This is a genomic window from Kitasatospora griseola (assembly GCF_044999035.1).
GTDB classification, from domain to species: domain Bacteria; phylum Actinomycetota; class Actinomycetes; order Streptomycetales; family Streptomycetaceae; genus Kitasatospora; species Kitasatospora griseola.
This window is the reverse complement of the sequence record NZ_CP173360.1, coordinates 4,398,366-4,424,558: the sequence shown is the minus strand read 5'-3', so window position 1 is coordinate 4,424,558 and position 26,193 is coordinate 4,398,366. Positions and strand designations below refer to the sequence as shown.

General features: G+C 73.2%; 25 protein-coding genes, 1 tRNA gene and 1 riboswitch. Of the genes, 17 read left to right on the top strand and 9 right to left on the bottom strand.

All coding sequences use genetic code 11. The features are described from left to right. Positions 1-26: 26 nt before the first annotated feature. The 5 genes from ACI1MP_RS19945 to ACI1MP_RS19925 all read left to right on the top strand — a co-directional run bounded on the left by ACI1MP_RS19945 (position 27) and on the right by ACI1MP_RS19925 (position 4,870). Entirely contained in the window at positions 27-914 is an 888-nt protein-coding gene (locus ACI1MP_RS19945; RefSeq protein ID WP_404869147.1) for a bifunctional DNA primase/polymerase, read from the top strand. A gap of 44 nt (positions 915-958) precedes the next feature. Next, entirely contained in the window at positions 959-1,789 is an 831-nt protein-coding gene (locus ACI1MP_RS19940; RefSeq protein WP_404869146.1) for a DUF3631 domain-containing protein, read from the top strand. Positions 1,790-1,830: 41 nt separating this feature from the next. Then, the gene (locus ACI1MP_RS19935; RefSeq protein ID WP_404869145.1) at positions 1,831-3,081 is read left to right on the top strand and encodes a DUF3631 domain-containing protein; all 1,251 of its coding nucleotides are present in this window, start codon (positions 1,831-1,833) and stop codon (positions 3,079-3,081) included. A gap of 173 nt (positions 3,082-3,254) precedes the next feature. After that, positions 3,255-3,440 carry a helix-turn-helix transcriptional regulator gene (locus ACI1MP_RS19930; RefSeq protein WP_380341820.1) on the top strand — a complete coding sequence of 62 codons (186 nt, stop codon included), beginning with the start codon at positions 3,255-3,257 and terminating at the stop codon, positions 3,438-3,440. Between the two features lie 62 nt (positions 3,441-3,502). Beyond that, on the top strand, positions 3,503-4,870 hold the full coding sequence (locus ACI1MP_RS19925; protein WP_404869144.1) for a tyrosine-type recombinase/integrase: 1,368 nt from the start codon (positions 3,503-3,505) through the stop codon (positions 4,868-4,870). A 149-nt stretch (positions 4,871-5,019) separates the two neighbouring features. Here ACI1MP_RS19925 and ACI1MP_RS19920 read toward each other — a convergent pair. Beyond that, positions 5,020-5,108, bottom strand: a tRNA-Ser gene (locus tag ACI1MP_RS19920). A 62-nt stretch (positions 5,109-5,170) separates the two neighbouring features. After that, positions 5,171-6,748, bottom strand: coding sequence for a S1C family serine protease (locus ACI1MP_RS19915; RefSeq protein WP_404870810.1), 1,578 nt, complete (start codon positions 6,746-6,748; stop codon positions 5,171-5,173). A gap of 412 nt (positions 6,749-7,160) precedes the next feature. Beyond that, positions 7,161-7,312, top strand: a riboswitch (TPP riboswitch). Here ACI1MP_RS19915 and ACI1MP_RS19910 point away from each other — a divergent pair. From ACI1MP_RS19910 to ACI1MP_RS19895, 4 genes are all read left to right on the top strand, one after another. Further along, entirely contained in the window at positions 7,303-8,661 is a 1,359-nt protein-coding gene (locus ACI1MP_RS19910; RefSeq protein ID WP_387995441.1) for a purine-cytosine permease family protein, read from the top strand. Its footprint overlaps the riboswitch before it by 10 nt. Positions 8,662-8,807: 146 nt before the next feature. Beyond that, positions 8,808-9,620, top strand: coding sequence for a glycerophosphodiester phosphodiesterase (locus ACI1MP_RS19905; protein WP_380341830.1), 813 nt, complete (start codon positions 8,808-8,810; stop codon positions 9,618-9,620). Positions 9,621-9,881: 261 nt separating this feature from the next. Then, complete coding sequence (locus tag ACI1MP_RS19900) at positions 9,882-10,418, top strand: ATP-binding protein (protein ID WP_380341914.1); 537 nt, start codon at positions 9,882-9,884, stop codon at positions 10,416-10,418. Positions 10,419-10,483: 65 nt separating this feature from the next. Continuing rightward, entirely contained in the window at positions 10,484-11,461 is a 978-nt protein-coding gene (locus tag ACI1MP_RS19895; RefSeq protein WP_404869143.1) for a DUF5926 family protein, read from the top strand. Positions 11,462-11,650: 189 nt separating this feature from the next. Here ACI1MP_RS19895 and ACI1MP_RS19890 read toward each other — a convergent pair whose 3' ends face one another. Beyond that, a complete protein-coding gene (locus tag ACI1MP_RS19890) occupies positions 11,651-12,307 on the bottom strand; it encodes a bifunctional DNA primase/polymerase (RefSeq protein ID WP_363475728.1) in 657 nt (218 codons plus the stop codon). Between the two features lie 363 nt (positions 12,308-12,670). Here ACI1MP_RS19890 and ACI1MP_RS19885 point away from each other — a divergent pair, with 363 nt between their 5' ends. From ACI1MP_RS19885 to ACI1MP_RS19875, 3 genes are all read left to right on the top strand, one after another. Then, the gene (locus ACI1MP_RS19885; protein WP_380341838.1) at positions 12,671-14,041 is read left to right on the top strand and encodes a PP2C family protein-serine/threonine phosphatase; all 1,371 of its coding nucleotides are present in this window, start codon (positions 12,671-12,673) and stop codon (positions 14,039-14,041) included. A 139-nt stretch (positions 14,042-14,180) separates the two neighbouring features. Continuing rightward, positions 14,181-15,671, top strand: coding sequence for an aminopeptidase P family protein (locus tag ACI1MP_RS19880; RefSeq protein WP_380341840.1), 1,491 nt, complete (start codon positions 14,181-14,183; stop codon positions 15,669-15,671). A 379-nt stretch (positions 15,672-16,050) separates the two neighbouring features. Then, a complete protein-coding gene (locus tag ACI1MP_RS19875; RefSeq protein WP_404869142.1) occupies positions 16,051-17,067 on the top strand; it encodes a helix-turn-helix domain-containing protein in 1,017 nt (338 codons plus the stop codon). Positions 17,068-17,074: 7 nt separating this feature from the next. Here the strand turns inward: ACI1MP_RS19875 and ACI1MP_RS19870 are convergent, their stop codons facing one another. The 5 genes from ACI1MP_RS19870 to ACI1MP_RS19850 form a co-directional block, all read right to left on the bottom strand. Further along, positions 17,075-17,842, bottom strand: a complete 768-nt coding sequence (locus ACI1MP_RS19870; protein WP_380341845.1) for a MerR family transcriptional regulator — start codon at positions 17,840-17,842, stop codon at positions 17,075-17,077. 81 nt (positions 17,843-17,923) lie between these two features. Further along, positions 17,924-18,346 (bottom strand): MarR family winged helix-turn-helix transcriptional regulator, encoded by a 423-nt coding sequence (locus ACI1MP_RS19865; protein WP_380341848.1) that lies wholly within the window; start codon positions 18,344-18,346, stop codon positions 17,924-17,926. Between the two features lie 54 nt (positions 18,347-18,400). Further along, positions 18,401-19,462, bottom strand: a complete 1,062-nt coding sequence (locus ACI1MP_RS19860; protein WP_380341851.1) for a hypothetical protein — start codon at positions 19,460-19,462, stop codon at positions 18,401-18,403. Positions 19,463-19,556: 94 nt separating this feature from the next. Beyond that, the gene (trxA, locus tag ACI1MP_RS19855) at positions 19,557-19,880 is read right to left on the bottom strand and encodes a thioredoxin (protein ID WP_380341853.1); all 324 of its coding nucleotides are present in this window, start codon (positions 19,878-19,880) and stop codon (positions 19,557-19,559) included. After that, positions 19,877-20,320, bottom strand: a complete 444-nt coding sequence (locus ACI1MP_RS19850) for a MerR family transcriptional regulator (RefSeq protein ID WP_404869141.1) — start codon at positions 20,318-20,320, stop codon at positions 19,877-19,879. Before ACI1MP_RS19850 ends, trxA begins: the two co-directional genes overlap by 4 nt. A 110-nt stretch (positions 20,321-20,430) precedes the next feature. Here ACI1MP_RS19850 and ACI1MP_RS19845 point away from each other — a divergent pair, with 110 nt between their 5' ends. From ACI1MP_RS19845 to ACI1MP_RS19835, 3 genes are all read left to right on the top strand, one after another. After that, positions 20,431-21,234: a GNAT family N-acetyltransferase gene (locus ACI1MP_RS19845; RefSeq protein WP_380341856.1), complete on the top strand. Its 804-nt coding sequence runs from the start codon at positions 20,431-20,433 to the stop codon at positions 21,232-21,234. A 98-nt stretch (positions 21,235-21,332) separates the two neighbouring features. Beyond that, complete coding sequence (locus ACI1MP_RS19840) at positions 21,333-21,695, top strand: YciI family protein (RefSeq protein ID WP_043915259.1); 363 nt, start codon at positions 21,333-21,335, stop codon at positions 21,693-21,695. Between the two features lie 5 nt (positions 21,696-21,700). Beyond that, entirely contained in the window at positions 21,701-22,942 is a 1,242-nt protein-coding gene (locus ACI1MP_RS19835) for an RNA polymerase sigma factor (protein ID WP_380341859.1), read from the top strand. On the opposite strand, the gene ACI1MP_RS19830 is transcribed toward ACI1MP_RS19835, so the two are convergent. Continuing rightward, entirely contained in the window at positions 22,939-24,123 is a 1,185-nt protein-coding gene (locus ACI1MP_RS19830) for an ROK family transcriptional regulator (protein ID WP_404869140.1), read from the bottom strand. The genes ACI1MP_RS19835 and ACI1MP_RS19830 overlap by 4 nt on opposite strands. Positions 24,124-24,286: 163 nt before the next feature. Here ACI1MP_RS19830 and ACI1MP_RS19825 point away from each other — a divergent pair, with 163 nt between their 5' ends. Together ACI1MP_RS19825 and ACI1MP_RS19820 are read left to right on the top strand one after the other, a co-directional pair. Beyond that, positions 24,287-24,514: a hypothetical protein gene (locus ACI1MP_RS19825; RefSeq protein WP_043915261.1), complete on the top strand. Its 228-nt coding sequence runs from the start codon at positions 24,287-24,289 to the stop codon at positions 24,512-24,514. Between the two features lie 164 nt (positions 24,515-24,678). Continuing rightward, a complete protein-coding gene (locus ACI1MP_RS19820; protein ID WP_404869139.1) occupies positions 24,679-26,193 on the top strand; it encodes an LCP family protein in 1,515 nt (504 codons plus the stop codon).

Here is a 26,193-nt window from a genome sequence, read left to right as displayed (position 1 = left end):
GGCCGACCGGTCCGGAAGGACCCCGGATGCCCCACCCCATGCACCACCTCATCGCCGACGCCCTCCAACTCGCCGCAGCGGGCGTCCCGGTGCTGCCGCTGCGCGAGGGCAAGGGCCCCCTCGGCAACTGCCCCGCCTGCGAGAAGATCAGCCCGACCCGCTCCCGGTGCGGCGGCCGGCCGAACATGCGCAACCCCGGCCCGTGCCAGTGCCCCAGGCCCTGCCACGCCTGGGCCGCCGCCACCACCGACCAGCAGGTCATCCTCAACCGCCCGTGGCTGGACGCCTGGCGCGAAGCGCGCGCCGTCGGCTACCACCCGGGCGGCGCGAACCTGACCGTCCTCGACCTCGACAACGCGGACGCCGTCGCCTGGGCCCGGCAGCACATGCCCGCCACCCGCACCGTCGCCACCACCCGCGGCGAGCACTGGATCTACCTCGGCACCATGCCCTCCTCCAACGCCGTCCGCCCCGGCGTGGACGTCAAGTCCCTGATGCAGTACGCCCGTTGGCTCGGCCCCGGAACCGGCACCATGACCCGCCTCACCGACGCGGTCCGCACCCTCGTGGTCCGGAACGAAGAGGCCAACCCGCTCCCGATTGGCGGGCGGTTGGCCTCTTCCACCCCCGCCCCGTGGACGCGGCACGTCGCCACCGGCTGCCGCCACACCGAGCGCTACATCACCGACGGCCTCACCAAGGGCCTCGCCAAGATCCGCGCCCACATCAAGAGCGGCGCCGGATCCCAGACCTACGGCGTCGCCCGCTTCCTCGCCGCCCAGCACAACCGGTGCCCCGGCCCCTGCGGCCTCGACACCATCGCCGCCCACCTCATCGCCGCCGCCACCTCCGTCGGCGTCCCCGACGACTACGCCACCCGCGCCGTCACCCGCGGCTTCGACGCCGCCGCCTGACCAGCAGCCAGCACCCCCTCCGCGACGACCAGGAGAACACTCCCGTGACCGAAAACGCCCCCGCTCACGCCGCCACCGAGACCGGTGCCGCCCTCCTCGACGCCGTCGAAGCCCACCACCGCCGCTTCACCGCCTTCCCCGACGAGGCCGCGGCCGTCGCCGTGGCCCTCTGGTCCGCCCACACCCACCTCCTCGACTGCTTCGAGTCCACCCCCCGCCTGGCGTTCCTCTCCCCGGAGCCCGGGTCCGGCAAGACCCGCGCCCTGGCGACCATCGGAAGCCTCGTTCCCCGGGCCCGGGGTGTGTCCGGCACCATCGCCGCAGCTTTGATTCGTGCGGTCTCCGGCCCGGGTGACCGCCCGACGGTGCTGCTCGACGATGTCGACAACCTCGCGCGTTCCAGGTCCGCCGCGAGCGAGGAACAGCGCGGACTCATCAACGCAGGCCACCGCCGCACCGGCCGCGTCCTGCGCTGCACCGGTGTCGGCGACGACCGGAGCGTCCAGGCGATCCCCGTCTACTTCGCGCTGGCCATCGCCGGCACCAGCGACCTGCCGGGCCCCATCATGAGCCGCTCCATCGTCGTCCGGATGCGTCGCGCGAACACCTCGGCCTTCGAATCCCGCCACCCCGAGGCCGACGGCCACGCCCTGCGCAAGCGCCTCGCCGCCTGGGCCGACACCGTCCGCGACAGGCTCAACGATGCCTGGCCCGAACTGCCCGACGGCATCAGCGACCGCCAGGCGGACGTGTGGGAGCCCCTCCTCGCCGTCGCCGACGCCGCCGGCGGCCACTGGCCCGCCCGCGCCCGCGCCGCCTGCGTCCAGCTCGTCAACGCCGCCGCCGCCAACTCGCCGACCTGCCAGGCTCGTTAGACCTCGACGGCCCCGCCCCCGAACCTCAGGAGAACACGCGAATGACCGAACACCCGCCCCGCACCGCCCCCGAGGCCGAGGACGGCGCCGCCCTCCTCGACGCCGTCGAAGCCCACCACCGCCGCTTCAACGTCTTCCCGTCCGAGGCCGCGTTCGTCGCCGTCGTGCTGTGGGACGCCCACACCCACCTGTTGGACTGCTTCGAGTCCACGCCCCGCATCGCGTTCCTCTCCCCGGAACCGGGGTCCGGCAAGACTCGCGCGCTGGAGATCATCGACACCCTCGCGCCCCGGCCGATGTTCACCACCGACGTGTCGCCGGCCGCGCTGTTTCGCTCCGTGTCCGACCCCGAAGCCCGACCCACCGTGCTGTTCGACGAGGTGGACACCACCTTCGGTCCCAAGGCCGCGGGCAACGAGGACCTGCGCGGGCTCATCAACTCCGGCCACCGCCGCTCCGGCGTCGTCCACCGCTGCGTCGGCGACGGCAACACGCAGACCGTTCAGGCGTTCCCCGTCTACGCCGCCCTCGCCATGGGCGGACTCGGCGACCTCCCCGACACCATCATGAGCCGCTCCGTCATCATCCGGATGCGCCGCCGCGCCCCCAACGAGAAGGTCGAACCCTTCCGCGAGCGCAAGAACGCACCCGAGGGCCACGCCCTGCGCAAGCGCCTCGCCGCCTGGGCCAACTCAGTCCGCGACACCCTCCAGGGCACCGAACCCGAGATGCCCGAAGGCGTCAGCGACCGCCCCGCCGACGTGTGGGAGCCCCTGCTCGCCGTCGCCGACGCCGCCGGCGGCCACTGGCCCGCCCGCGCCCGCGCCGCCTGCGTCCAGCTCGTCAACGCCGCCCGCGCCAACGACAAGGGGTCCGTCGGCATCCGACTGCTCACCGACCTGCGCGACATCTTCGCCGGCGCGGAACGGATGCTCACCTCCGACCTGCTCGGCAAGCTCGCCGAGTTGGACGACGCCCCGTGGGCCGACCTCGACGGCAAGCCCATCACCGCCCGCGCCCTCGCCCGCATGCTCGGCGACTACGTCACCGCCGACGGCGACCCCATCAAGCCCCGCAACATCAAGACCGGCCCGAAGTCCAGCGCCAAGGGCTACTACGCCAGCGACCTCACCGACGCCTGGCTGCGCTACTGCCCGCCCCCGTCTCAGGAAGCCGCTACCTCCGCTACTGCCGCTACCGCGCAGGTCAGGGCCCTGTTTCCGGTAGCGGATACGGCGGCGGTAGCGGATACCGATCCGCTACCCACCCCCCAGAGCGCCACCGCACCGTAGACCTCCCCGCCGCTCCCGACCATCACCCCGGGAGCGGCACCAATCCGCTACCGCTACCCAATCCGCTACCAAAAACATGCCCCTGACCAGGAAGGTAGCGGCGGTAGCGGCAGTAGCGGATCCCACAGAAGGAGGGGCCGAAGCCCCGCCCACGCCCACTTCACGGAGTCGCCATGGCCAAGCAGGAATTGCTCACGCTCCCCGAACTGCTCGCCGAGATCCGCATGTCGCGCGCCGCGTTCTACCGCCTGCGCGCCCGCGGCCAAGCCCCCGCGATGAAGAAGCTCGCGAACGGGCAGCTCCGCATCAGCCGAACTGCGCTCGACGCGTGGTGGGACAACCAGCAGGACGCCGCGTAGCACCTCGAACACCTTGGGCCCTGACATTCCGTCAGGGCCCTTTCTCTTCTGCCGGAGCACACATGCTGACGTTTGACGTACAGATCTACAAGCTCCGTGACCTCGGTCGCGGGCGAAAGCCGCACCAGCTCAGGTGGCGGGTGGGCGAGAGGCCGCATTCCCGGACCTTTGCGACGAAGACGCTCGCGGACGGGCGCCGCTCCGAATTGATGACCGCGATCAAGCGGGGCGAGCAGTTCGACACCGAGTCGGGGCTGCCCGCATCCGAGTTGCGGAAGCAGACCGAGGGAACCTGGTTCGAGCACGCCGTGAAGTTCGCGGAGGTGAAGTGGAAGGGCTCGTCCGCGAAGAGCCGGGCCGCCCGGGCGGACGCGCTTGCCACCATCACGCCGGCGCTCGTGACAGACCATCGAGGCGCTCCCGACAAGCGGCTGCTTCGAACCGCGCTGTCCTGCTGGGCGTTCAACTTCTCGGAACATCTGCCGGAACAGCCTGAGGAAGTTGCAGAAGCCCTGGCCTGGCTGGCCCGGAAGTCCGTCCAGATCAGCCAGTTGGAAGACTCCGACACCATCCGCCGCGCCTTGGACGCCCTCTCGCGTCTCCTGGACGGCAAGACCGCGGCGGACAACACGATCACCCGAAAGCGGATGGTGTTCAACAACGCGCTGAACTACGCCGTTGAGCGGCGCAAGTTGCCGGCCAATCCGCTCCAGTTCATCGACTGGACGCCGCCGGAGACGGACGACGAGATCGACTTCCGATGGGTGCCGAACCCACAGGTCGGCCGCGCGCTGGTCGAAGCCGCAGCGCAGGTCTCGGCGCGGGGCCGCCACCTGCGAGCCTTCTACGGATGCATGCTCTACGCCGCCACTCGGCCGGCCGAGCTCAACCATCTGCGGGAGGCCGACTGCACTCTCCCGAAATCGGGATGGGGTCAACTGCTCCTGGAAGGGAGTTCGCCGAGGGTCGGCTCCCGGTGGACCGATGACGGCCAGTCACACGAGAAGCGGGGGCTGAAACGGCGGGCCCGCAGCACCACCCGCCCGGTGCCGATTCCGCCCGTCCTCGTCTGGCTGCTGCGGGAGCACATCGCAGAGTTCGGGGTGGCATCGGACGGCCGCCTGTTCCGCGCGGCCGAGGGTGGCGTGGTCCTCACCAAGGAGACCGCCGAGGTCTGGAAGGCCTGCCGCAAGCTCGCCCTGACGCCCGAACAGATCGCCAGCCCGTTTGCGGACGTCCCATACTCGGCGAGGCACACCGCCGTCTCGGGGTGGCTGACGGCCGGCGTAGACAAGGCCGAAGTCGCTCGCCGCGCCGGGCACAGCATCGCCGTCCTGCTTCGGTTCTACGCGAAGGTCATCAACGACCGCGAGGACCACTCCAACGCCCTGATCGAGCGCTTCCTGAACGGCGACGACTTGGCCGGATAGCCCCTCCGCAGCGCCCGAAAACGTTCCACCGATGTTCCACACACGCTGGACCGGACCGGGACACAGGGTGCACGGGGTGAGACAGGATGACGAAAGAGCGGGTGCCGTCCGAAGTCGGCACCCGCTCTGAGCTGGTGGTTCATCCACCGTGGCGGAGGGTGTGGGATTTGAACCCACGGTGGCGCGAAGCCACGACAGTTTTCAAGACTGGTCCCTTAGGCCGCTCGGGCAACCCTCCTCGGCGGAGGCCAGCCTAACGGGTCGGGGCGGGTTCGGTGCACACCGTTCCGGTGGGGTGGGTCAGTTGTCGCCCTTGCGTTCGCCGAGGGTGACGGTGGTCTTGGCGGCCTTGCCGTCGCGGGTGTACTCGACCTCGACCTTCTCGCCGGGCTTGTGCGTCCAGATCTCGCTGACCAGGGTCGGGCCGCTGTCGATGGCGATGCCGCCGAGCTTGGTGATGACGTCGCCGGCCTTCAGGCCGGCCTGGTCGGCGGGGCCGCCGGGGGTGACGGCGGGGGTGTCGCGGACCGGGGCGGTGGCGATCTGGGCGCCGTCGCCGCGGTAGTCGTCGTTGCGCAGGACGCCGAGGATCGCGTAGACCGGCGTGCCGTCCTTGATCAGGGTCTGGGCGACCCACTTGGCCTGGTTGATCGGGATGGCGAAGCCGAGGCCGATGGAGCCGGCCCGGCCGGAGCCGCTGGTGTTGGACTGGATCGCCGAGTTGATGCCGATGACCGAGCCGGAGCCGTCCAGCAGCGGGCCGCCGGAGTTGCCGGGGTTGATCGAGGCGTCGGTCTGCAGGGCGTTCATGTACGAGGACTGGGCGCCGGTCTCGTCGCCGGAGGCGACCGGGCGGTCCTTGGCGGAGATGATGCCGGTGGTGACGGTGCCTTCGAGGCCGTAGGGCGCGCCGATGGCGATGGTGGCGTCGCCGATGGCGACCTTGTCGGAGTCGCCGAGCGGCAGCGGGACGAGCTTGTCCTTGGGCGGGTTCTCCAGACGGATGACCGCGACGTCGTAGCCCTCGGCGCGGCCGACCACGGACGCGTCGTAGGAGGAGCCGTCGGAGAACTTGACGCTGAGCTTGCCGCCCTTGGCGGCGGGCGCGACCACGTGGTTGTTGGTCAGGATGTGGCCCTCGGTGTCGAAGACGAATCCGGTGCCGGTGCCGGACTCGCTGGAGTTCGAGGCCTTGATGGTGACGGTGGACGGCAGCGCCTTGGCGGCGATCCCGGCGACGGACTCGGGAGCCCGGTCCAGGTTCTGGTGGGTGTTGCCGACGGTGACGGTGGTGCTGCTGTGGCTGGCGCCGGTGCCGCCGCTGCCGCCCTTGTCGGAGACGGACGCGCCGATCGCGCCGCCGGCCAGGCCGGCCACCAGGGCGACCGCCGCGACCAGGGCGACGAATCCGCCGCGCTTGCCCTTGCCGGACCCGCCGGGGGCGGGCTGCGGGCTGCCCCACGGCGCACCCGGTTCGCCCGGTCCGCCGACACCGCCGGTGCCGCCGGACGGGTTGCCCCAGCCGCCCACCGGGTGGCCGGCGCCGAACGGGTGCTGCGGCTCGCCGGGGACGCCGGGCGCACCCGGGGCGCCGGGCGCACCGGTCTGGGCGAGCGGCGGCACGGCCGGGACGGCCGCGGTCGGCGCGTAGGGATTGACCGGTGCGTCGGCCGCGGTCGGCGCGTAGGGGTTGACCGGTGCGTCGGCCGCGGTCGGCGCGTAGGGGCCGGCCGGTGCGGCGACGCTGCCGTACGGGTTCTGGAACGGCGGCGGCGCGTCCACCGGGGCGGCGGGCGGGGCGGCCGGTGCCTCGGGCACCTTCCCGAGCTGCATGGTCCCGTCGGGGACCGGCGCGGCGGGCACCTTCCCGAGCTGCATCGTCCCGTCGGAGACCGGCGCGGCCGGGGACGCCGGCAGCACCGGCGGCGGCGCGTCGAGGTAGGCGGGAGCGGGCGCGGGCGTCCCGGAGCCGGCGGAGGCCGCCTCGGTGCCGGTGGCCTCGGGGGCCTTCTCCGGCGGGGTGGTACCACTCGCGTGCTCGGTGCTCACGGACGACCTCCATCGCTGACAGAATCTTGGGCCGCGGTCCGTCGCGCCGGCGGCGCGGCCACAGCCTCGGGGCACAGTTTTTCCTATGCCGGATTCGGACACCGTAAGCGGGCCCCTGAAGAAATCATGAGAAGCCTTAGGCCTCGCTGACATGCACATCAGTGGTCCCGCGGTGCGGACGCCGATCCCCCCGGCCTTGGCGTTCCCCAGCCCGGAGGCTAGCCTGTCGCTCCTGTAAACCGAAGAACGTCGCGGGAGCTTGGACCAGCCAGGCTGAGAGTGCGCCGGATCGACCGTAGGGCATGGCGGTGACGCCGCCCCGGTCGAGGGGGCGCTGACCGCCTGAACCTGTCCGGATAATGCCGGCGTAGGGAGTATCGGCCATGACGGCTGTTCCGTCTGCCCAAATTTCCGATCATGAGGCTGCCGCGCGGGCCGAGGCCCCGCTGACCCTCGACACGGCGCCGCCGCGCACCCTGGACTTCCGGGCGCTGTTCGCGCTGTGGGCCAACCTCGGGGTGAGCCTGATCGGCTTCACCAGCGCCGCGACGGTGCTGGGCAAGCAGGGCCACGAGCTGGGCTTCACCGCGGCGGTGACGGCGATCGTGGCGGGCACCGCGATCGGCACCGCGATGCTGGCGGTGGCGGCCCTGGTGGGCGCCCGCACGGGTGCGCCGGCGATGGCGGTGCTGCGCGGCCTGTTCGGCACCCGGCTGTCGTACGTGCCGACGGTGCTGAACATCCTCCAGTGCGTCGGCTGGGGCGTGTACGAGCTGACGGTGATCGCCTGGGGCGCCCAGACGGTGGCCGGCACCGAGGGCTGGCGCTGGCTGTTCGTGCTGCTGGCGGGCGTGCTGACGACGGTGCTGACGATCTGGCCGCTGGGCGCGATCGCGGTGCTGCGCAAGTACGTGGCGGTCGCGGTCGGCGTGGCGATGGTCTACTTCACGGTGCAGTTCGCCCGGCTGGGCTTCCCGGACCCGGGCGCGGGCAACTGGGACGGCTTCCTGTCGGCGACGGACGCGGTGATCGCGGTGTCGATCTCGTTCGTGCCGCTGGCCGCCGACTACACCCGGCACGCCCGCAGCTCGGCGAAGGCGTTCTGGGGGACGTTCTCCGGCTACACGGTGGCCCAGGTCTGGTGCTACGTGCTGGGCGTGGTGGCGCTGCTGCAGTCCGGCGGCGACCCGGACAGGATCCTCGGCTCGTTCACCGGCGTGGCCGCGGGCTGGGCGTTCCTGCTGGTGCTGGTGCTGCGCGAGTCGGACCAGTCGTTCGCGAACGTGTACTCGACGGCGATGTCGATCCACAACCTGTGGCCGAAGGTGGACCGGCGGGTGCTGACCGGCGGCATCGGCGTGCTGGTGACGGTGCTGGCGCTGCGGATCAAGGAGTTCACCGAGTCGTACTACGCGTTCCTCGGCCTGATCGGATCGGTGTTCGTGCCGCTGTTCGCGGTGCTGGCGGTGGACTACTTCCTCGGCGCGGGCCGGCGCGGCTGGAACCTGACGCAGGACGCCCCGGCGCGCTGGGTGATGCTGCTGCCGTGGGCACTGGGCTTCGCGGTGTACCAGTTCCTGGCGCCGACGGCGGTGGCCGGCTGGTGGACCGACCTGTGGGCGAAGGCGCAGGAGGCGGTGCACTTCACCCCGCAGGCGTGGAGCTCGGCCTCGTTGTTCTCGTTCCTGGTGGCGGCCCTGGCTACCGGCGCGGTGACGGCCCTGGAACGCCGGCAGGCCTGACCGCCCGCGGGCGTCCGACGGGCTGACGGTCCGCGGGCGTCCGACCGGCTGACGGTCCGCCAGCCGTTCGCCCCCGGGGAGCTGTTCACCGGAGCGTTGCCGTGCCGGAAGCGGGCCGTCATCCGGTGCCGCGTAGGGTGGTTGACGTGAACACCCAGCACAGCGCCTCGGCCTCGCTCCCCGCTCCGATCGACCGCTCGTCGGTCAAGGTGATCGCCCACCGCGGGTCCTCCGCGGCCCTCCCGGAGCACACCGAGGAGGCGTACCGGCAGGCGCTGGAGGAGGGCGCGGACGGGCTGGAGTGCGACGTCCGGGTCACCGCCGACGGGCAGCTGGTGTGCGTGCACGACCGGACGGTGGGCCGCACCTCCGACGGGCAGGGCGTGGTGTCGACCATGACGCTGGCTCAGCTGTCCGAGCTGGACTTCGGTTCGTGGAAGCACCCGGAGCAGCCGCGGCGCAGCTCGGTGCTCACCCTGGAGCGGCTGCTGGAGCTGGTCGCGGACACCGGGCGGCGGGTGGAGCTGGCGATCGAGACCAAGCACCCGGTGCGGTACGCGGGCCGGGTGGAGTCCGAGCTGCTGCGGGTGCTGGGCCGCTTCGGTCTGCTGCCGGCCGCGCCGGAGGAGTCCACGGTGCGGGTGATGAGCTTCTCGGAGCTGGCCCTGCACCGGGTCCGCCGGGCCGCCCCGGCGGTGCCCCGGGTGTACCTGTGGGAGCGCTCGGTGCCGCTGCTGGGCCGGACCAGGTCGCTGCCGGGCGGGGCGTCGATCGCCGGCCCGGGCATCTCGCTGGTGCGCCGCGACCCGGGCATGGTGGCGGCGCTGCGCCGGGCCGGGCACCGGGTGCACGTGTGGACGGTGGACCGCCCGGAGGACGTCGAACTCTGCCTGGAGCTCGGCGTGGAGGCGCTGATCACCAACCGACCGGCGGACGTGCTGGCCCAGTTGGGCCGCTGAACGGGCCGGCCGGCCCGGCGCCCGCCGGGTGGCACGCGGGCTCCATTGGCGTGGCACAAATACCGAACGGGGCATTTCCCGTTGCCCATTCGGACAACCCCCGGGACGCGACAGAAAGGTGAGACGCTCCTCACCTTTCGGCCGCGAGCCGGGCGGATCCCGTTAATGCCGCGATCGGATCGTCGAACGCCCGTTTCCGATGCAATAACGGCGGGCATCCATCCCTCGGCAGAAGCTGAAGGAGGTCCGGGGGTGGCGTTGATGGTGGCGCGAGCTGTGCCAGTTCAGGCCGGGTCGACCTCATCGGCCATGGCCGTTCCGCACGGTCCGGCCAGTGTCTCGACCGCGCGGCGGAGGCTGCGCAACGATCTCGGTGATCGCTCGATACCGGATGCGGTGATTGACGACGCGGTGTTGATCCTCTCCGAACTGCTCAGCAATTCCTGTCGTCATGCCCGGCCGCTGCCGGCCGAAGATCCGGAGCCCGGCGACAGACCCGGAAGATCCGCCGACCGTCGCCCGCACGTCGACGACGACGCGGAGATCGGTACCGTGCTGGTGAGTTGGCGGATGCGCGGGGACGGCCTGCTGACCCTGGAGGTCACCGACGGCGGGGCGACCACCCGGCCGGTGCCGGCCAGTCCCTCGGTGTCGGCGCACGGCGGCCGGGGGCTGAGCATCGTCGGCAAGCTGGCGAAGGACTGGGGAGTGCGGCACGCACCCGGTCAGGTGACGGTGTGGGCGGAGCTGCCCGCGTTCGAGCAGGTAAGGGGCGGCGGGGAGCGGCGCAGCGCCTGAACCGCGGGCCGCGGGCGAAGTAGGCTGCGCGGTGCAAAGTCCGACGTCCCCGGGAGAGCCGCACCATGGCCAAGAAGGCCGCGAAGAAGCAGCCCAGCCAGTCCACCGTCGTCGAGGGCGAGATCCCGGTCGTCGGAGCGCGCGAGGCGTGCCCGTGCGGTTCGGGCCGCCGGTACAAGGCCTGCCACGGCCGTCAGGCGGCGCACGCGGTGCAGGAGTTGGTGCACCGCCCGTTCGAGGGCCTGCCGGGCGAGGCCGACTGGGTGGCGCTGCGCGAGCTGGTGCCGGCCGCCACGGTGCCGCTGACGCTGGCCGCCGGGGTGGCCGAGCAGGCCGTCGGCGCGGTTCCGTCGGTGACGCTGGCGACGGTGCTGCCGCTGGCCTGGCCGGCGCTGCGGCGCGCCGACGGCTCGATCCTGCTGGGCCTGCAGACCCAGTCGTCCTCGGGCGACCTGAGCCGCGACCTGGCGGACGCGCTGGAGCTGGCGCTGGCCACCGAGCCGGGCACTCCGGTGCCGGCCCGCCGGACCGACCCGGGCGCCCGCCGCCTGCAGGAACTGCTGGACACCACGGCCGAGTTCGTGCCCTCCGTGCACACCGGCTTCGAGTTCTGGCTGGAGGACGCCGAGTCGGCGACCGGCGAGGTCGCGGCCTCGCTGGAGCGGGCGAACGCGTCGGCGATCCCCACCGAGAAGCTGGCCGGGGTGGACTCCGCGTACTGGTGCGGCACGCCGGACAAGAACCACCTGCGCTGGGTGATGACGGTGCCGGAGGAGCAGCTGCTGGACGCGCTGGCCCGACTGTCGGCGTCCGGCGAGAGCTCGCTGGGCGAGGGCACCAAGCTGGTCGGCTCGTTCCGGGCGCACGGCCTGACCGTGCCGGTGTGGGACCTGCCGGTCGACATGGCCGCCGCCGAGGTGGAGAAGCCGGCCGTGGAGTTCGCCGCGAAGCTGGCCGAGGTGCTGGCCGCGCCCGCGCCGCTGACCGCCGACGAGCGCCGCGCCCGCGCCAACCTGGTGAACCGTCAGATCACCCTCAACTAGCCGGAAGTGACCCGCGTCACACTACCGTCCGGCCGCCGAAAATCCCAAGGGCCTTTCGGCGTGGACAAATTGGCGCGGAGCCGGATCTTTGTTACTGTTTGAACAGTCCGACCGCTGGTGCATCCCCCGTCGCTAGCGGTCGGGCCTTTTCTGTTTCCGGGCCTGTGGTGCAACTGATCTGACGATCGGTCAGCAGTGCGGCAGGGTGACGGCACTGGCGGTGATCAGCCCGCCCAGCAGGGTGCCGACCTCGGGCAGCCAGGGCCGGCCGGGGCCCGGGCGGCGCACCCAGTGCACCTGGCCCTCGCCGGTCCGCGAGGGCGGCAGCACCAGGTAGCCGCCCGCCCCGTGGTACCGCAACACGCCCGGCACCCACGGCCGTTCGGACAGCAGCGCGCCGAGCTCCGGCAGCGTGTAGGGCGCCGTCAGCAGCACGAACCGGCCGGGCGTGCCGAGCACCGGGCCGTACGGGACGCCGATCTCGTCCAGGTGCCGCAGCAGCCACGGACCGGCCGGGCGGGGCAGGCTCACCGCGCACAGCGACCGGCCGGTGGCGGCCAGCACCGGCGCGCCGGGCGCGCGCCGCTCCCACCAGTGCCGGACCATCCGCGGATCGGTGGTGGCCGCCTCCAGCGGCGGGTCGCACGGGTGCGCGCCGGGCGTCGGGCAGAGCCGGTCCGGGCACGAGCAGGCCGGGCCGCGCAGCGCCCGCGCGCCGGGCACCACCGGCCAGCCGCAGCCGACGGCGGCCTGCAGTGCGGCGGTCAGGGCCAGCGTCCGGCCGCGGCGGCCCGGCCACCACTGGCCGACCCGCTCGGTCAGCAGCTCTCGGCGGTGTCGGCGCATGGCGGCTCGTTCCTCTCCGCGTCGGTCGGCCTGGGCCGGGGGTGCGGGCGGTGCGGTTGCGCTCAGGGCCTGTTCGGCCGAGCCCGCGCTGCGCCGCTGGAACGAGAATCCCCCATACGTCCGGATGGACGCGGGTCGGCCGACACCGGTTCCACCGTACGAGTGAGTGCCCGGCGCCCCGGGTGGCACCTGCGGGGCCTCGCCGTACGATCCCTGGCACGTTCGGCCCGTCGCTCTCCTGGACATGCCCCGATCGGCCTGTGTACAAGTGGGGGAATCGTGCCGAGTAGTGAGTAAAGACATCGTTTTCGGTCGGTCTCGGGGGTCCTGCGTGACACGTTCCGGATTGTGGGGAGTTGCGACATGACCGACGTCCAGCCGCTGGCGGCGGAGGCCCTGAGGTTCGAGCAGGCGCTGCTGCCGGAGCTCGGCGAGGCGCCCTCGGCGGACCTGCAGGACCGTTTGGCCGGATGGCTGTCCGATTTCACCAGCCTCCAGGAGCACCTGGAGCTGCTGGCCAGGGCCGACGGGCTGGCCGGCACCCTGGACGCGCTGCTGGACTCCGGCGCGGCGCTGCTCGGCGCCCGCCGCGGCCTGGTGGTCACGCTGCGGCCCGGTCCGGCCCGCACGCTGGCCCGGCCGGTCGGCCTCGGCCTGGACCCGGCGACGCTCGGCCAGCTGGAGACCATCCCGGCCGAGCACGGCCCGTTCGCCGACCTGCTCAGCCTGCCCGGCGCGACCGGCCGGCTGCTGATCTCCGACCTGGCCACCGACCCGACGGTGGGCCCCCGGTTCCGCGAGATCGCCGCCCAGCTGGGCCTCGGCGCCTGCTACGCGCTGCCGCTGGCCACCGAACGCGAGGGCGCGCTCGGCGCCGCGGCCTGGTTCTACGAGGAGCCGGGCCGTCCCGGCGAGCGCCGCGAGCACCTGGTGCGCCGCTACTGCGAGTTCGCCGCCCCGCTGCTGGCCCGCCAGTTGGAGGCCGACCGGGCGGTGCGCGCCACCGCCGCGCTGCGCCGCTCGCTGCTGCCCGACCACCTGCCGGTCCGGCCCGGCCTGCGGATCGCCGCCCGCTGCGTGCCCGCCGCGCTGGAGCACTCCGCGGGCAGCGACTGGTACGACGCGGTCCCGCTGCCGGACGACACCCTGGCGCTGACCGTGGGCAGCGTGCTCGGCGGCGGCCCCAGCGCCGGTCCGGGCGCGGGCGCCTGCGCGGCCGCCGCGATGGGCCGGGTGCGGGCCGCGCTGCGCGCGTACGCGGTGCTGGAGGGCGAGGACCCGGTGTCCGTGCTCGGCGACCTGGAGCTGCTGCTGAAGACCACCGAGCCGACCCGCTCGGCGACCGCCGTGTACGCCAACGTCGACCCGGCCGAGCGCCGGATCGCGCTGGCGGGGGCGGCGAACTGCCCGCCGGTGCTGCTCACCCGGTACGGGGCGAACTTCGTGGAGACCTCGCTGTCCGCCCCGCTGGGCATGCTCAGCTGCTGGGAGGCGCCCGGGGTGGAGCTCACCGCGGAGCGCGGCGACGTGCTGGTGCTGTACACCGAGGGCCTGGCCCGCCGGTTCGGGGCCAACCTGCACGCCGGGCAGAGCGCGCTGCGCCGAGCCGCCGCGGACGCCCCGCGGGACGTCCGGCTGGATCCGGAGCGGCTCTGCGACCACCTGCTGGCCGAGGCCGGCGGCGAGGGCCCGGGCGAGGACGACCTGGTGCTGCTGGCGGCCCGCTTCGAGTGACCGCGGGCCGGCCGCGAACCGCAGGTCGAACGGCCTTTCTTCCCTCGAACGGCCCTACGTACCATGGGGGCGACGTCCGCCCTCGCGCCCCGCGACCCGGGGAGTGCGGGGCGGTACCACGCGCAAGGAGGCGACGTACGTGACCGAGGACCGCAGCCCGGCGGTGTCCGAGAACCCCGAAGGGGCCGCCGAGGGCGAGGAGGACGAGCCGATCAAGAGCCGCAAGAACGGCCTGTACGGCGACATCTCCGACGAGCTCGCCGCGTCCATGCGCACCGGCTGGGCCGACACCGAGCTGCACGGCCTGCAGCCGGTCGCCCAGGCCCCCTACGCGGCCGAGCGCCGCGCCAGGCTCTCCGCCGCCTTCCCCGGCGAGCGGCTGGTCGTCCCCGCGGGCAACCTGCGCACCCGCGCCAACGACACCGAGTACGCGTTCCGCGCCGCCAGCGAGTACGTGCACCTGACCGGCAACCAGACCGAGGACGCGGTGCTGGTCGGCGAGCCCGTCGAGGGCGGCCACCGGTTCGCGCTCTACCTGCTGCCGCGCTCCGACCGGGAGAACGGCGAGTTCTGGCTCAGCGGCCAGGGCGAGCTGTGGGTCGGCCGCCGCAACTCCCACGCCGAGGCCGAGAAGCTGTACGGCCTGCCGGTGCGGGACGTCCGCAAGGCCGCCGAGGAGCTGGCCGCCGACACCGTCCCGACCCGCCTGGTGCGCGGCTACGACGCCGGCCTGGAGGCCGCCCTCGCCGAGCAGCTCGACGAGGAGAAGGACCAGGAGCTGACGGTCTTCCTGTCCGGGCTGCGCCTGGTCAAGGACGAGTGGGAGATCGGCGAGCTGCGCGCCGCCTGCACCTCCACTGTCAACGGCTTCACCGACGTGGTGCGCGAGCTCGGCCGGGCCGTCGCCACCTCCGAGCGCTGGATCGAGGGCACCTTCTGGCGCCGCGCCCGGGTCGAGGGCAACGACGTCGGCTACGGCACCATCGCCGCGGCCGGCCCGCACGCCACCACCCTGCACTGGGTGCGCAACGACGGCGACGTCCGCCCCGGCGAGCTGCTGCTGCTGGACGCCGGCGTGGAGACCCACACCCTCTACACCGCCGACGTCACCCGCACGCTGCCGATCAACGGCACGTTCACCCCGCTGCAGCGCAAGATCTACGACGCGGTGTACGACGCCCAGGAGGCGGGCATCGCCGCGGTCCGGCCGGGCGGCAACTTCCGCGACTTCCACGACGCCGCGCAGCGGGTGCTCGCCGAGCGCCTGCTGGAGTGGGGCCTGATCGACGCCTCGGTGTACGACGTGGAGAAGGTGCTGGAGCTCGGCCTGCAGCGCCGCTGGACCCTGCACGGCACCGGCCACATGCTCGGCCTGGACGTCCACGACTGCGCGCACGCCCGCCGCGAGAACTACGTGGACGCGGTGCTGGAGCCCGGCATGGTGCTGACCGTCGAGCCCGGCCTGTACTTCCAGGCCGACGACCTGACCGTCCCCGAGGAGTACCGCGGCGTCGGCGTCCGAATCGAGGACGACATCCTGGTCACCGCCGACGGCAACGAGAACCTCTCGGTGGGCCTGCCCCGGCAGGCCGACGAGGTGGAGGCCTGGATGGCCTCGCTGAACGGCTGACGCAGCCTCGCGCCGAAGCCCCCGTCCGGTCCGCCGGCGGGGGCTTCGGCGCGCTCAGTGCCGTCGGCCCCACCCGGAGCGGGCGGCAGCGAGCACGACAATCTTCTCGAAACGGGCACGACCGGGCGTGAACATGGCTGCTCTCCGGGAAAAGGGTGTGGTGGACGTCCGCGAGAGGCATTCTGCGGCCTGCGCGTGTTGACGCTCCCATCCTCCCGGGAGGTTGCAGATCAGTTCCAAAGGTTTTCCGCCCCCGTCCGATCACCCTTCGCCGCCGCCCGTACGCACCCGGTCCGCCCCGGCCCGGCGCGCGGCACGGCGGCGGGGCGGACGGCTACACTCGCCGCGAACCCGCCACCGGCCGCACCTGGAGCACCACATGGCCGAGCCCGTGCCCGTCACCATCGGAAAGCGCCCGGCTCCCGTGCACACCGTCGCGGTGTACGCCTTCGCGGGCATGGCCCCGTTCGAACTCGGCGTGGTGGTCGAGGTGTTCGCCCTCGCCCGCCCCGAGCTCGCCGGCCTGCTGGCCGCCCCCTGGTACGACGTGCGGGTGTGCGCGGAGCGGCCCGGACACCCGCTGGAGGCGGTCGGCGGATTCACCCTGACGCCCCGGCACGGCCTGGAGGAACTCGCCGCCGCCGACACCGCCGTGGTGGTCGGGGTGCCCGACCCGTACGGCCAGGTGCCGCCCGCCGTGGTCGCCGCGCTGCGCACCGCGCACGCCCGCGGCGCCCGGGTGGTGTCGATCTGCTCCGGCGCCTTCGCGCTGGCCGCCGCCGGCCTGCTCGACGGCCTGCCCGCCACCACGCACTGGCGGTGGGCCGAGGAACTGCGCCGCCGCCACCCGCAGGTCCGGGTCGACCCGGACGTGCTGTACGTGGACAACGGCCAGGTGCTGACCAGCGCGGGCAGCGCCGCCGACATCGACCTGTGCCTGCACCTGGTCCGGCAGGACCACGGCGCCAAGGTCGCCAACACCGTCGCCCGTCGCTTCGTCGCCCCGCCGCACCGGGACGGCGGACAGGCCCAGTACGTCGAGGCGGCGGTGCGCCCGGTGGACGAGCCCGAGGACGGGGTGGCCCGGTCGATGCGCTGGGCGCTGGACCACCTCGCCCGGCCGCTGACCGTGCCGCTGCTGGCCCGGGCGGCCGCCATGTCCGACCGCTCGTACCTGCGGCACTTCACCGCCCGCAACGGGGTCAGCCCGATGCGCTGGGTGGCGATCCAGCGGATCGCGGCCAGCCTGCCGCTGCTGGAGTCGCCGGAAGGCAGTGTCGAGGAGATCGCGGCGGCGGTCGGCTTCGAGTCGGCGGCGACGTTCCACCACCACTTCGGCCGCACCATGCGCACCTCGCCCACCGCCTACCGGCGCACCTTCGGCCGGGCCGCCTGACGCTGCGTCAGGACTGCTCCTGCCGGTCCGCGTTGGCGTGGACCGCGTCCCGCAGCCACCCGGCGAGGCCCGGGGCGAGCTGCTCGTAGGTGGCGGTGAACCGCGGGTCGGCGACGTACATGTCGCCGAGGCAGCGGTGCATCTGCGGGGCGCACTCGTAGAAGTTCAGGCCGATGTGGTTCCGGTGCTGCTCGGCGGCGTCCATCGCCTCCGGGCTGTCGGGGGCCGCGCCGGCCGTGAACGCCGCCACCAGGGCGTCGTTGACGGCGTCGGTCTCCTCCTTGATCCGCTCCCAGTCCGCCTTGGTGTACTTCGCGGTCCGCTGCTGGGACTGCTTCCAGGCGTCGGTGTCGCCCCAGCGCTGCTCGGCCTCGTCCTCCCAGCTCTCCTGGTAGTCCTTGCCGAACACCTCGAACTTCTCCTCCGGGGTCAGCTGAATGCCCAACGTCCTTGCCTCCATCGCTCGTTCGACTGCCGCGGCGAGGTTCTCCAACTTCCTGATCCGGTCGCCGATCAGCTCGCGCTGCCGGCGCAGGTGCTCGGTCGGGCTGACCGAGCGGTCGTCCAGGATCGCCGCGATCTCCTCCAGCGGGAAGCCGAGTTCGCGATAGAACAGGATCTGCTGCAGCCGGTCCAGCTCGGCGTCGTCGTACCGCCGGTAGCCGGCCGGGGTGCGGCCGCCGGGCGACAGCAGCCCGATCTCGTCGTAGTGGTGCAGGGCGCGCACCGTCACTCCGGCGAGCTGGGCGAGCTGCCCGACGGTGTACCCGCTCATCGCGTCGCCTCCTTTCCTTCCCGCTGCGCACCAGCCTCCGGCCTCACGTCGCGTGAGGGTCAAGTCGGCCCGGCCGGACGGTTATTCGGACGCGCCGTAGCGGACCAGGTAATCGGCGAACCGGTCCAGGTCCTCGTCGCCCCAGGAGGTGAAGCGGTCGGTGAAGGCCCGCCGGCGCTGCTCGTACGCCTCCGCCAGCAGCTGCTCGCCCGCGTCGGTCAGGTGCAGCAACTGCCCGCGCTGGTCGTCCGGATCGGCCTGGCGGCCCAGCAGCCCGAGCCGCTCCAACGCGCCGACCTGCCGGCTGACGGTGGACTTGTCGAGCATGAAGTGCGCCGCCAGGTCCGCGGCCCGGCAGGACCCGCGCTCCTTGACCAGGTCGAGCATGCTGTACGTGACCAGCGAGAGCTCGGGGTGCAGCTGGGCTGCCTTGTGGCGGGCCCGGCGGGCGAACGCGGTGAGCTCGCGCTGAATGGTCTCCAGCGCGGCGTCGCGGTCGGGCATGGCGGTGGCTCCTTCGTCGTGCGGTGTTGCGACCCACGGTAGGGGCAGCAGTCCTCAGACGCCGACCGCCTCCTCCATCTCCTCCTCCGCCGGCTCCCCGGCATCCGGGCCGGGGGCCGCGGCGAGGGCCCGGGCGCGCTCGGTGCGGGCGGCCAGGACGAGCAGCGCCGCACCGGCCGCGAGCCAGCCGAACAGGGTGGCGACGTGGCCGCCGAGCCCGGCCCGGCCGCCGAAGTGGACGTGGTCGCGGACGCCCTCCAGGAAGCCCGCGCCGTTCCAGAAGGAGTGCAGGGCGCCGTAGAAGCCGTTCTGCAGCTCGGGCTGGAAGATGCCGCCGGAGCTGGTGAAGTTGAGCATCACGAACAGCACCATCATGGTCAGCGTGGTCCACCGGCCGAGGAAGGTGTGCAGGGCGGTGCCGATCGCGATGATGCCCGCCGAGTACAGCCAGCTCATGGCCCAGAGACCGAACAGGCCGTGGTCGACCAGGTGGAACACCGGCCCGGCCAGCGCCGCGCCGAGCAGGCTGACCACCAGCGCCACTCCGAGGCCGAGCAGCGCCCGGGCCCGCATCGCCAGCGCCGCACCGGCCGCGCCGAGCACCGCGACCGAGCCGTAGGAGCCGATGCTCAACGCCACCAGCAGGAAGAACAGGCCCTGCCCGGTCGGGTCGCCGGCCGGCAGCGGGGTCAGCTCCTGGACGGCCAACGGCTTGCCCTGTTGGGCGGCGACCGTGGTGAACACCTTCTCGGCGGCGCTCGCCGAGGTCTCCGAGTTCGCGGTGGCCACCAGCAGGGTGGGCGCGTCGCCGCCCGGCACGTACGCGGCGACCAGCTCCCGGTCGAGCAGCCGGGTGCGGGCCGCGTCGGGGTCGGCGACGGTGGTGACGTCCAGCCTGTCGCCGGCCCTGTCCTGGAGCGTCTGCGCCAGCGCCCCGGCCTGCGGGCCCTGGCCGACCACGGCGACCGGCAGCCGGTGCGGGGCGGGGGCGTGGAAGGCGGAAAGGTACGCGACGCCCATGCCGAGGCACATCAGCAGCGGGGTGACCAGGTGGGTGAGGACGTGCCGCAGGGCGGGGCGGGACACCGCTGGCAGCGAGGACATCTCTGACTCCATGGTTGATAAATACAACTAATATCTAGTTGCACTTTACAACGCATAAATGCTTCGCATCCAGACTCCCGCCCGCCCCGTGACACAGCTCACCCGCCTACAGCAGGTCGTCCAGCTCCCGCAGCAGTCGGGCCTTGGCGCGGGCCCCGACCATCGAGCGCACCGGCTCGCCGCCCCGGAACACCATCAAGGTCGGCATCGACAGCACGCCGTACGCGGCCTGGGTCTCCGGGTTCCGGTCCACGTCCAGCGCGACGACCTTCAGCCGGCCCGCCTGCTCCGCCGCCACCTCGGCCAGCACCGGCGCCAGCTGGCGGCACGGCGGGCACCAGTCGGCGGTGAACTCCACCAGCACCGGGCCCTTCGCCCCCAGCACCTCGCTCGCGAAGTCCTGGTCGGTCACTTCCTGTACGCCGCTCATCGGTTCCCCTCTCCTCGTTCGATCGTTCGGTCGTCCGTGCGGGCCAGCTCGCAGCGCGGCTCCCGGTCCGCAGCGGCCAGCGCGTCGCGCGCCGCCTCGGCCTGCGTCAGCTGGGCCGCCACCTGCTCCCGGACCTCCGTCAACCGGGCCACCATGGCGTCCAGTTCGGCCAGCTTCGCCCGGTACACCTCCAGCGAGGCCGGGCAGGAGTCGCCGGCCGGATGCCCGGCCTGCAGGCACTCCACGAACGGCCGGGTCTCCTCCAGCTCGAACCCGAAGTCCTGCAGCACCCGGATCTGCCGCAGCAGCCGCAGGTCGTCCTCGTCGTACGCCCGGTACCCGTTGCCGCCGCGCCGCGCGGGCAGCAGCCCCCGCGACTCGTAGTACCGCAGCGCCCTGGTGGTGGTCCCCGCCCGCTGAGCCAGCTCGCCGATCCGCATGGCCACGACGCTAGACCTTCACCCCGGCGTCAACGCCAGGGGCGGTCCCGGGCGGCCCCGGTCCGCAGAATGGCCGGAAAGCGCTTGCCAAGATCCTCTACCCTCGCCTGATGACCGACCTGAACAAGGCCCTGCTCGCGGCCTACGACGAGCACCTGCGCGGCCTCGGCCCCGTCCGCGACGGCGAGATCCGGGACACCGACGGCCCGCTGCTGCGCAAGTGCGGCGGCTTCCGCGGCTTCGTCACCTCGCCCGCCGCCGACCTCGGCCTGCGCGGCGCCGAACTCGACGACCTGATCGCCCGCCAGCGCGACTTCTTCGCCGCCCGCGGCGAGTCCGTCGAGTGGAAGACCCGCGGCCACGACCTGCCCGCCGACCTGCCGGAGCGGCTGACCGCGGCCGGCTTCGTCGCCGAGGACCCGGAGACCGTCCTGGTCGGCCTGGCCGCCGAACTCGCCACCCCGACCCCCGCCCCCGAGGGCATCACGCTGCGCCGGGTCACCGCCCGCACCGACATGCGGCGGATCGCCGCGCTGCAGACCGAGGTCTGGGGCGAGGACTGGAGCTGGCTGGTCGGCGACCTGACCGACAACGCCGCCGCCGACCCCGAGGGCTTCCTGGTGGTGGTCGCCGAGACCGACACCCCCACCCCCGAGGTGGTCTCCGCCGCCTGGCTGACCCGCACCCCCGGCACCGAGTTCGCCGGCCTGTGGGGCGGCTCCACCCTCGCCGCCTGGCGCGGCCGCGGCATCTACCGCTCGCTGGTCGCCCACCGCGCCCGCTGGGCCGTCGAACGCGGCATCCGCTACCTCCAGGTGGACGCCTCCCCCGACAGCACCCCGATCCTGCGCCGCCTCGGCATGCACGCCGTCACCACCACCACGCCGTACGTGTGGACCCCGCCCGCCTCCTGAGAATCTCTCGAAGACTCCGCTCCGCCGTGTAGAGAAGCCGCTCCCCGGCTCCGACCACCGGACGCAAGCACCCGACGAGCACAGAGGACGTGGTCCCCGTGAAGTACCTGCTGATGACGTACGGCAACCAGGAGAAGTGGGCGTCCGTCTCGGCCGAGGAGTGGCCGGAGGCGATCGCCCGGCAGGACGCGTTCAACCACCGCTACCGGGAGACCGGGGAGCTGATCGGCGCGTACGGCCTGGGCGATGCGGCCGCCAGCCGACTGGTGCGCCGCCAGGACGGGCTGCCCGCGGTGAGCGACGGCCCGTACCTGGAGACCAAGGAGTACATGGCCAGCTTCTACCTGCTGGACTGCGAGAGCGAGCAGCGGGCGCTGGAGATCGCCGCCGACATGCCGTGGGCGGACCAGGAGCCGGTGGAGCTGTGGCCGATCCTGCACGAGACGCCGATGGAGGACTGAGCCGCGTGGACGACCGGACGGCCGCCGACCAGGACCTGCTGCGCACCCTCGCACCCCAGGTCCTGGCGGCGCTGCTGCGCCGCCACCCCGGCGCGTTCGACAGCTGCGAGGACGCGGTGCAGGAGGCGCTGCTGGCGGCCGCGGTGCAGTGGCCGCAGCAGGGCCGGCCGGAGAACCCGCGCGGCTGGCTGGTCACCGTGGCCTCGCGCCGGCTGGTGGACCTGGTGCGCGCCGAGCGGGCCCGGCGCGAGCGCGAGGAGCGGCTGTTCCTGGCGACGCCGCAGTCGGAGCTGCTCGACCGGGCCGCCGACGCCGGCCCCGAGGCCGACCGGGACGACTCGCTGACGCTGCTGTTCCTGTGCTGCCACCCGGCGCTGACCTCGCCCAGCCGGATCGCCCTGACGCTGCGCGCGGTCGGCGGTCTGAGCACGGCGCAGATCGCGGCGGCGTTCCTGGTGCCGGAGGCGACGATGGCGCAGCGGATCAGCCGGGCGAAGCAGACCATCCGCTCGTCGGGGCTGCGGTTCGTACGGCCGGAGCCGGGCGAGCAGGTGGAGCGGCTGCGCGAGGTGCTGCAGGTGCTGTACCTGGTGTTCAACGAGGGTTACACGGCCACCTCCGGCGAGGACCTGACGACCCCTCGGCTGTCCGACGAGGCGATCCGGCTGACCAGGCTGCTGCACCGGCTGCTGCCCGAGGACGCGGAGGTGATGGGCCTGCTGGGGCTGATGCTGCTCACCGACGCCCGGCGGCCCTCCCGGACGGGCCCGGCCGGGGAGCTGGTGCCGCTGGCCGAGCAGGACCGGACGGGCTGGGACGCGGCGGCGATCGCCGAGGGCGTGGCGCTGGTGGAGCGGGCGCTGCCGCACGGCCGGGTGGGGCCGTACCAGTTGCAGGCGGCGATCGCGGCGCTGCACGACGAGGCGCCGGACGTGGCGACCACGGACTGGCCGCAGATCCTGGCGCTGTACGACCTGCTGGTGCGGGTGGCGCCCGGTCCGATGCCGGAGCTGGGCCGGGTGGTGGCGCTCGCGGAGGTGCACGGCGCGGAGCTCGCGCTGAAGGAACTCCACGCGCTGGAGGCGGCGTTGGGCCGGCACCACCGCTTCCTGGCGGTTCGGGCCGAGCTGCTGGCCCGCACCGGCGAGGCAGCCGCGGCGGCGGAGACGTTCCGCCGGGCGTCCGCGCTGGCGCCGAGCCTGCCGGAGCGGCGTTTCCTGGCGGAACGGGCCCGGACGGTCGGCTAGGGCCTGCCGACCGCGGCGGCCACCGCGGCGTCGACGGCTCCGTACAGTTCGGAGCGCAGGCCGAGCCGGCTGGCGCGGATCTCGACGGCCTCGGCGACGGCGGGCTGCGCGTAGCGGTCGACGGACTCCCGGATGCCGTTGATCAACGGCGCTCCGGCCAGGCCGAGTTCGCCGCCGATCACGATGGCGGCGGGGTTGAGGCAGTTGACCAGGTCGGCGAGGACGCGTCCGATGGTGCGGCCGGCTTCGCCGATGACGCGGGCGGCGGCGGGGGTGCCGGCGAGTTCGCCGAGCGGCGGCAGGTCGACGGCGTCGTCGGGGCGGGCGCCGGGGGCGAGCACGTGGGCCAGGCGGCGGCGGACCTCGACGATGGAGGCGACGGACTCCAGGCAGCCGCGGTTGCCGCAGCGGCACCAGGTGCCGGTGTCGGGGAGCTGGATGTGGCCGATCTCGCCGGAGATGCCGCTGGCGCCGCGGTAGATGCGGCCGTCGAGCAGCAGGCCGGCGCCGATGCCGGTGGAGGCCTTGACGTAGATCAGGTCGTTGACGGCGTGTCCGCCGCTGTGGGCGCGTTCGCCGCGGGCGCCCATCTCGGCGTCGTTGCCGACGGTGACGGGACGTTCGAAGAGCCGGCCGAGTTCGGCGGCCGGGTCCATGCCGATCCACTGGGAGAGGGTGGAGGGCGCGCGGACCACGTTGGTGCGGGTGTCGAGGGCGCCGGGGATGCCGGCGGCGACGGCGGTGATCGCGTCCAACGGGTGCCCGGCGGCGGCGAGCGCCCGGTCCGCGAGGGTGCGGGCGGCGGCCAGGACCTCGCGGGGGTGGTTGTCGACGTCGAGGTGGGCGGTGGCCTCGCCGAGCACGGCGCCGGTGGTGTCGGCGACGGCGGCGGTGACGTGGGTGTGCCCGAAGTCGAAGGCGAGGACCAGGGCGTGGGCGCGACGCAGGGTGACGGCGGCGGCGCGGCGGCCGCGTCCGGTGGTGGCGGCGGCGGTGGTCTCGCCGGCGAGCCCTTCGTCGATCAGGTCGGTGACGGCGCTGCTGACGGCCGAACGGGAGAGCCCGGTGAGCCGGCTGATCTCGGCGCGGCTGAGCGTGCCGTGTTCGCCGAGGACGGCGAGCAGGGCGGCCCGGGTGCGCAGGCGGCGGGCCGAGGGGGCCGGGTGGGCGGGGGCGGTCATGCTGGGAACGGTAGCGGACAGCGACCGGATATACACCGTTGAACGGATTATTTACTGAACGACTTGTCCTCTTGACGGAGGAATTGGCCTATACCTATGGTCGAAGTCGGCTCCCTGTCGCCCAGGAGAGCAGCAGCACCTCATGTGCGGGAGAGGAAGGCCGATGGACGCCCCCCAGAGCCGGCACCGCTGGTGCGTCGAGATCCCGCACGCCAACGAGATCCGCGCCGGCCGCCACCTGTTCATCGTGGACGCCCCCGCCGAGGACGACGCCCGCCGCGCCGCCATCGAACGCGCCGAGTCGGTCGAGGCCCGCCGCCACCGCCGCGGCGCCACCCTTGACCTCGCCCGGGCCACCGTGGTCCACCTGGCGCTGCTGCGCGTGCACTGACCCCCCGCTTCCCGATCCCCCGACGGCCGCCCGCCGTCGGGGGATCGTGCGTTTCCGCCGGGGTGTGACTTCACTGGACCGAATTTGTATGCTTCGCTGAACCTCTACAGCTTTGTAGAAGTTCGGGTCGGCGCACCGTCGGCCACAACGGGGAAGGGTGCGTCATGTCTGCACGCAGGGCGGGGGGCCGCGGCACCGGATCCGGACGCGGCCGCCGGATCCGCCGGATCGCCCTGTGGAGCACCGCCGGCGTCGTCGCGCTCGCCGTCACCGCGGGCGGCCTGGTCTACTACCGGCTCAACGGCAACCTGAGCACCTTCGACTCCTCCGGCATCAGCAGGGACCGTCCGGACGCGGCCGGCGCCGACGCCCAGGGCCGGGTCCCGGTCAACCTGCTGCTGATCGGCTCCGACTCGCGCTCCGGCAGCAACAAGGACCTCGGCGGCGGCGAGGAGGGCGGCGCCCGCTCGGACACCGCGATCCTGCTGCACGTCTACGCCGACCACAAGCACGCGGTCGGCGTCTCCATCCCGCGCGACTCGCTGGTCGCCGTCCCGCCCTGCCTGCTGCCGAACAAGAGCTGGACCAAGCCGCAGGCCAGCGCCATGTTCAACAGCGCCTTCTCGGTCGGCGACAGCGAGCAGGGCAACCCGGCCTGCACCCAGAACACCGTGGAGAAGCTCACCGGGCTGCGCGTCGACCACACCATGGTGATCAACTTCCAGGGCTTCTCCGACATGACCTCCGCCGTCGGCGGCGTCGACGTCTGCCTGCCCAAGCCGGTCTACGAGGGCGACCTCAACCCGAACCTCGGGCACCGCGGCAAGCTGCTCTTCAACCAGGGCCACCAGAAGATCTCCGGCCAGGCCGCCCTCGACTACGTCCGGATCCGGCACGGCCTCGGCGACGGCTCCGACATCGGGCGCACCAAGCGCCAACAGGCCTTCCTCTCCTCGCTGATCAAGCAGGTCAAGGCGGAGGGCATGAACCCCGTCGCGCTGCTGCCGCTGGCCGACGCCGTCACCAAGTCGCTCACCGTCGACGAGGGCCTCGGCTCGGCGCAGAAGCTCGTCGACTTCGCGATGTCGCTCAAGGACATCGACCTGCACGACATCAAGTTCCTCACCGTGCCCTGGCGTTACCAGGGCGAGCGGGTCGCCCTGGTGCACCCCGACACCGACCAGCTGTGGGCGGCCCTCAAGGCCGACCGCACCCTGGACGGGCAGGACGCCTCGGCCGGGGCGAGCGCCCCCGCCACCGAGAGCCCGAGCCCCGGCCCGACCACCGCACCGGTCAAGGTCAACGGGGCCGGCATCCGGGTCTCCGTCTACAACGGCACCGACACCTCCGGGCTGACCTCCAGGGCCGCCGAGGCACTGGAGGGCTCCGGCTTCACCGTCACCGGCCGGGCCAACGCCTCCTCCCGCACCCACGCCACCACCCTCGTCGAGTACGGGCCGGGCGAGAAGGCCAAGGCCGAGAAGGTCGCCGAGCTGTTCCCCGGCGCCACCCTGCAGGCCGGCAGCCACGCCGGCATCGCCGTCACCCTCGGCGCCGACTACGCGGCGGGCAACGGCACCACCGCCGCCCCGCCGCTGCCCACCGGCCCGCTGCCCACCAGCGTCAGCCAGGCCCGCTCCGCCGCCGACGACGCCTGCTCCGACCTCACCTACGGCTGA

Coding starts and splice junctions, on each gene's coding strand:
- ACI1MP_RS19945 (WP_404869147.1), top strand. CDS start 27: ATGCCCCACCCCATGCACCACCTCATCGCCGACGCCCTCCAACTCGCC.
- ACI1MP_RS19935 (WP_404869145.1), top strand. CDS start 1,831: ATGACCGAACACCCGCCCCGCACCGCCCCCGAGGCCGAGGACGGCGCC.
- ACI1MP_RS19930 (WP_380341820.1), top strand. CDS start 3,255: ATGGCCAAGCAGGAATTGCTCACGCTCCCCGAACTGCTCGCCGAGATC.
- ACI1MP_RS19925 (WP_404869144.1), top strand. CDS start 3,503: ATGCTGACGTTTGACGTACAGATCTACAAGCTCCGTGACCTCGGTCGC.
- ACI1MP_RS19915 (WP_404870810.1), bottom strand. CDS start 6,748: ATGCAGCTCGGGAAGGTGCCCGCCGCGCCGGTCCCCGACGGGACCATG.
- ACI1MP_RS19910 (WP_387995441.1), top strand. CDS start 7,303: ATGACGGCTGTTCCGTCTGCCCAAATTTCCGATCATGAGGCTGCCGCG.
- ACI1MP_RS19900 (WP_380341914.1), top strand. CDS start 9,882: ATGGTGGCGCGAGCTGTGCCAGTTCAGGCCGGGTCGACCTCATCGGCC.
- ACI1MP_RS19895 (WP_404869143.1), top strand. CDS start 10,484: ATGGCCAAGAAGGCCGCGAAGAAGCAGCCCAGCCAGTCCACCGTCGTC.
- ACI1MP_RS19890 (WP_363475728.1), bottom strand. CDS start 12,307: ATGCGCCGACACCGCCGAGAGCTGCTGACCGAGCGGGTCGGCCAGTGG.
- ACI1MP_RS19885 (WP_380341838.1), top strand. CDS start 12,671: ATGACCGACGTCCAGCCGCTGGCGGCGGAGGCCCTGAGGTTCGAGCAG.
- ACI1MP_RS19875 (WP_404869142.1), top strand. CDS start 16,051: ATGGCCGAGCCCGTGCCCGTCACCATCGGAAAGCGCCCGGCTCCCGTG.
- ACI1MP_RS19870 (WP_380341845.1), bottom strand. CDS start 17,842: ATGAGCGGGTACACCGTCGGGCAGCTCGCCCAGCTCGCCGGAGTGACG.
- ACI1MP_RS19865 (WP_380341848.1), bottom strand. CDS start 18,346: ATGCCCGACCGCGACGCCGCGCTGGAGACCATTCAGCGCGAGCTCACC.
- ACI1MP_RS19860 (WP_380341851.1), bottom strand. CDS start 19,462: ATGGAGTCAGAGATGTCCTCGCTGCCAGCGGTGTCCCGCCCCGCCCTG.
- trxA (WP_380341853.1), bottom strand. CDS start 19,880: ATGAGCGGCGTACAGGAAGTGACCGACCAGGACTTCGCGAGCGAGGTG.
- ACI1MP_RS19850 (WP_404869141.1), bottom strand. CDS start 20,320: ATGCGGATCGGCGAGCTGGCTCAGCGGGCGGGGACCACCACCAGGGCG.
- ACI1MP_RS19845 (WP_380341856.1), top strand. CDS start 20,431: ATGACCGACCTGAACAAGGCCCTGCTCGCGGCCTACGACGAGCACCTG.
- ACI1MP_RS19830 (WP_404869140.1), bottom strand. CDS start 24,123: ATGACCGCCCCCGCCCACCCGGCCCCCTCGGCCCGCCGCCTGCGCACC.
- ACI1MP_RS19825 (WP_043915261.1), top strand. CDS start 24,287: ATGGACGCCCCCCAGAGCCGGCACCGCTGGTGCGTCGAGATCCCGCAC.
- ACI1MP_RS19820 (WP_404869139.1), top strand. CDS start 24,679: ATGTCTGCACGCAGGGCGGGGGGCCGCGGCACCGGATCCGGACGCGGC.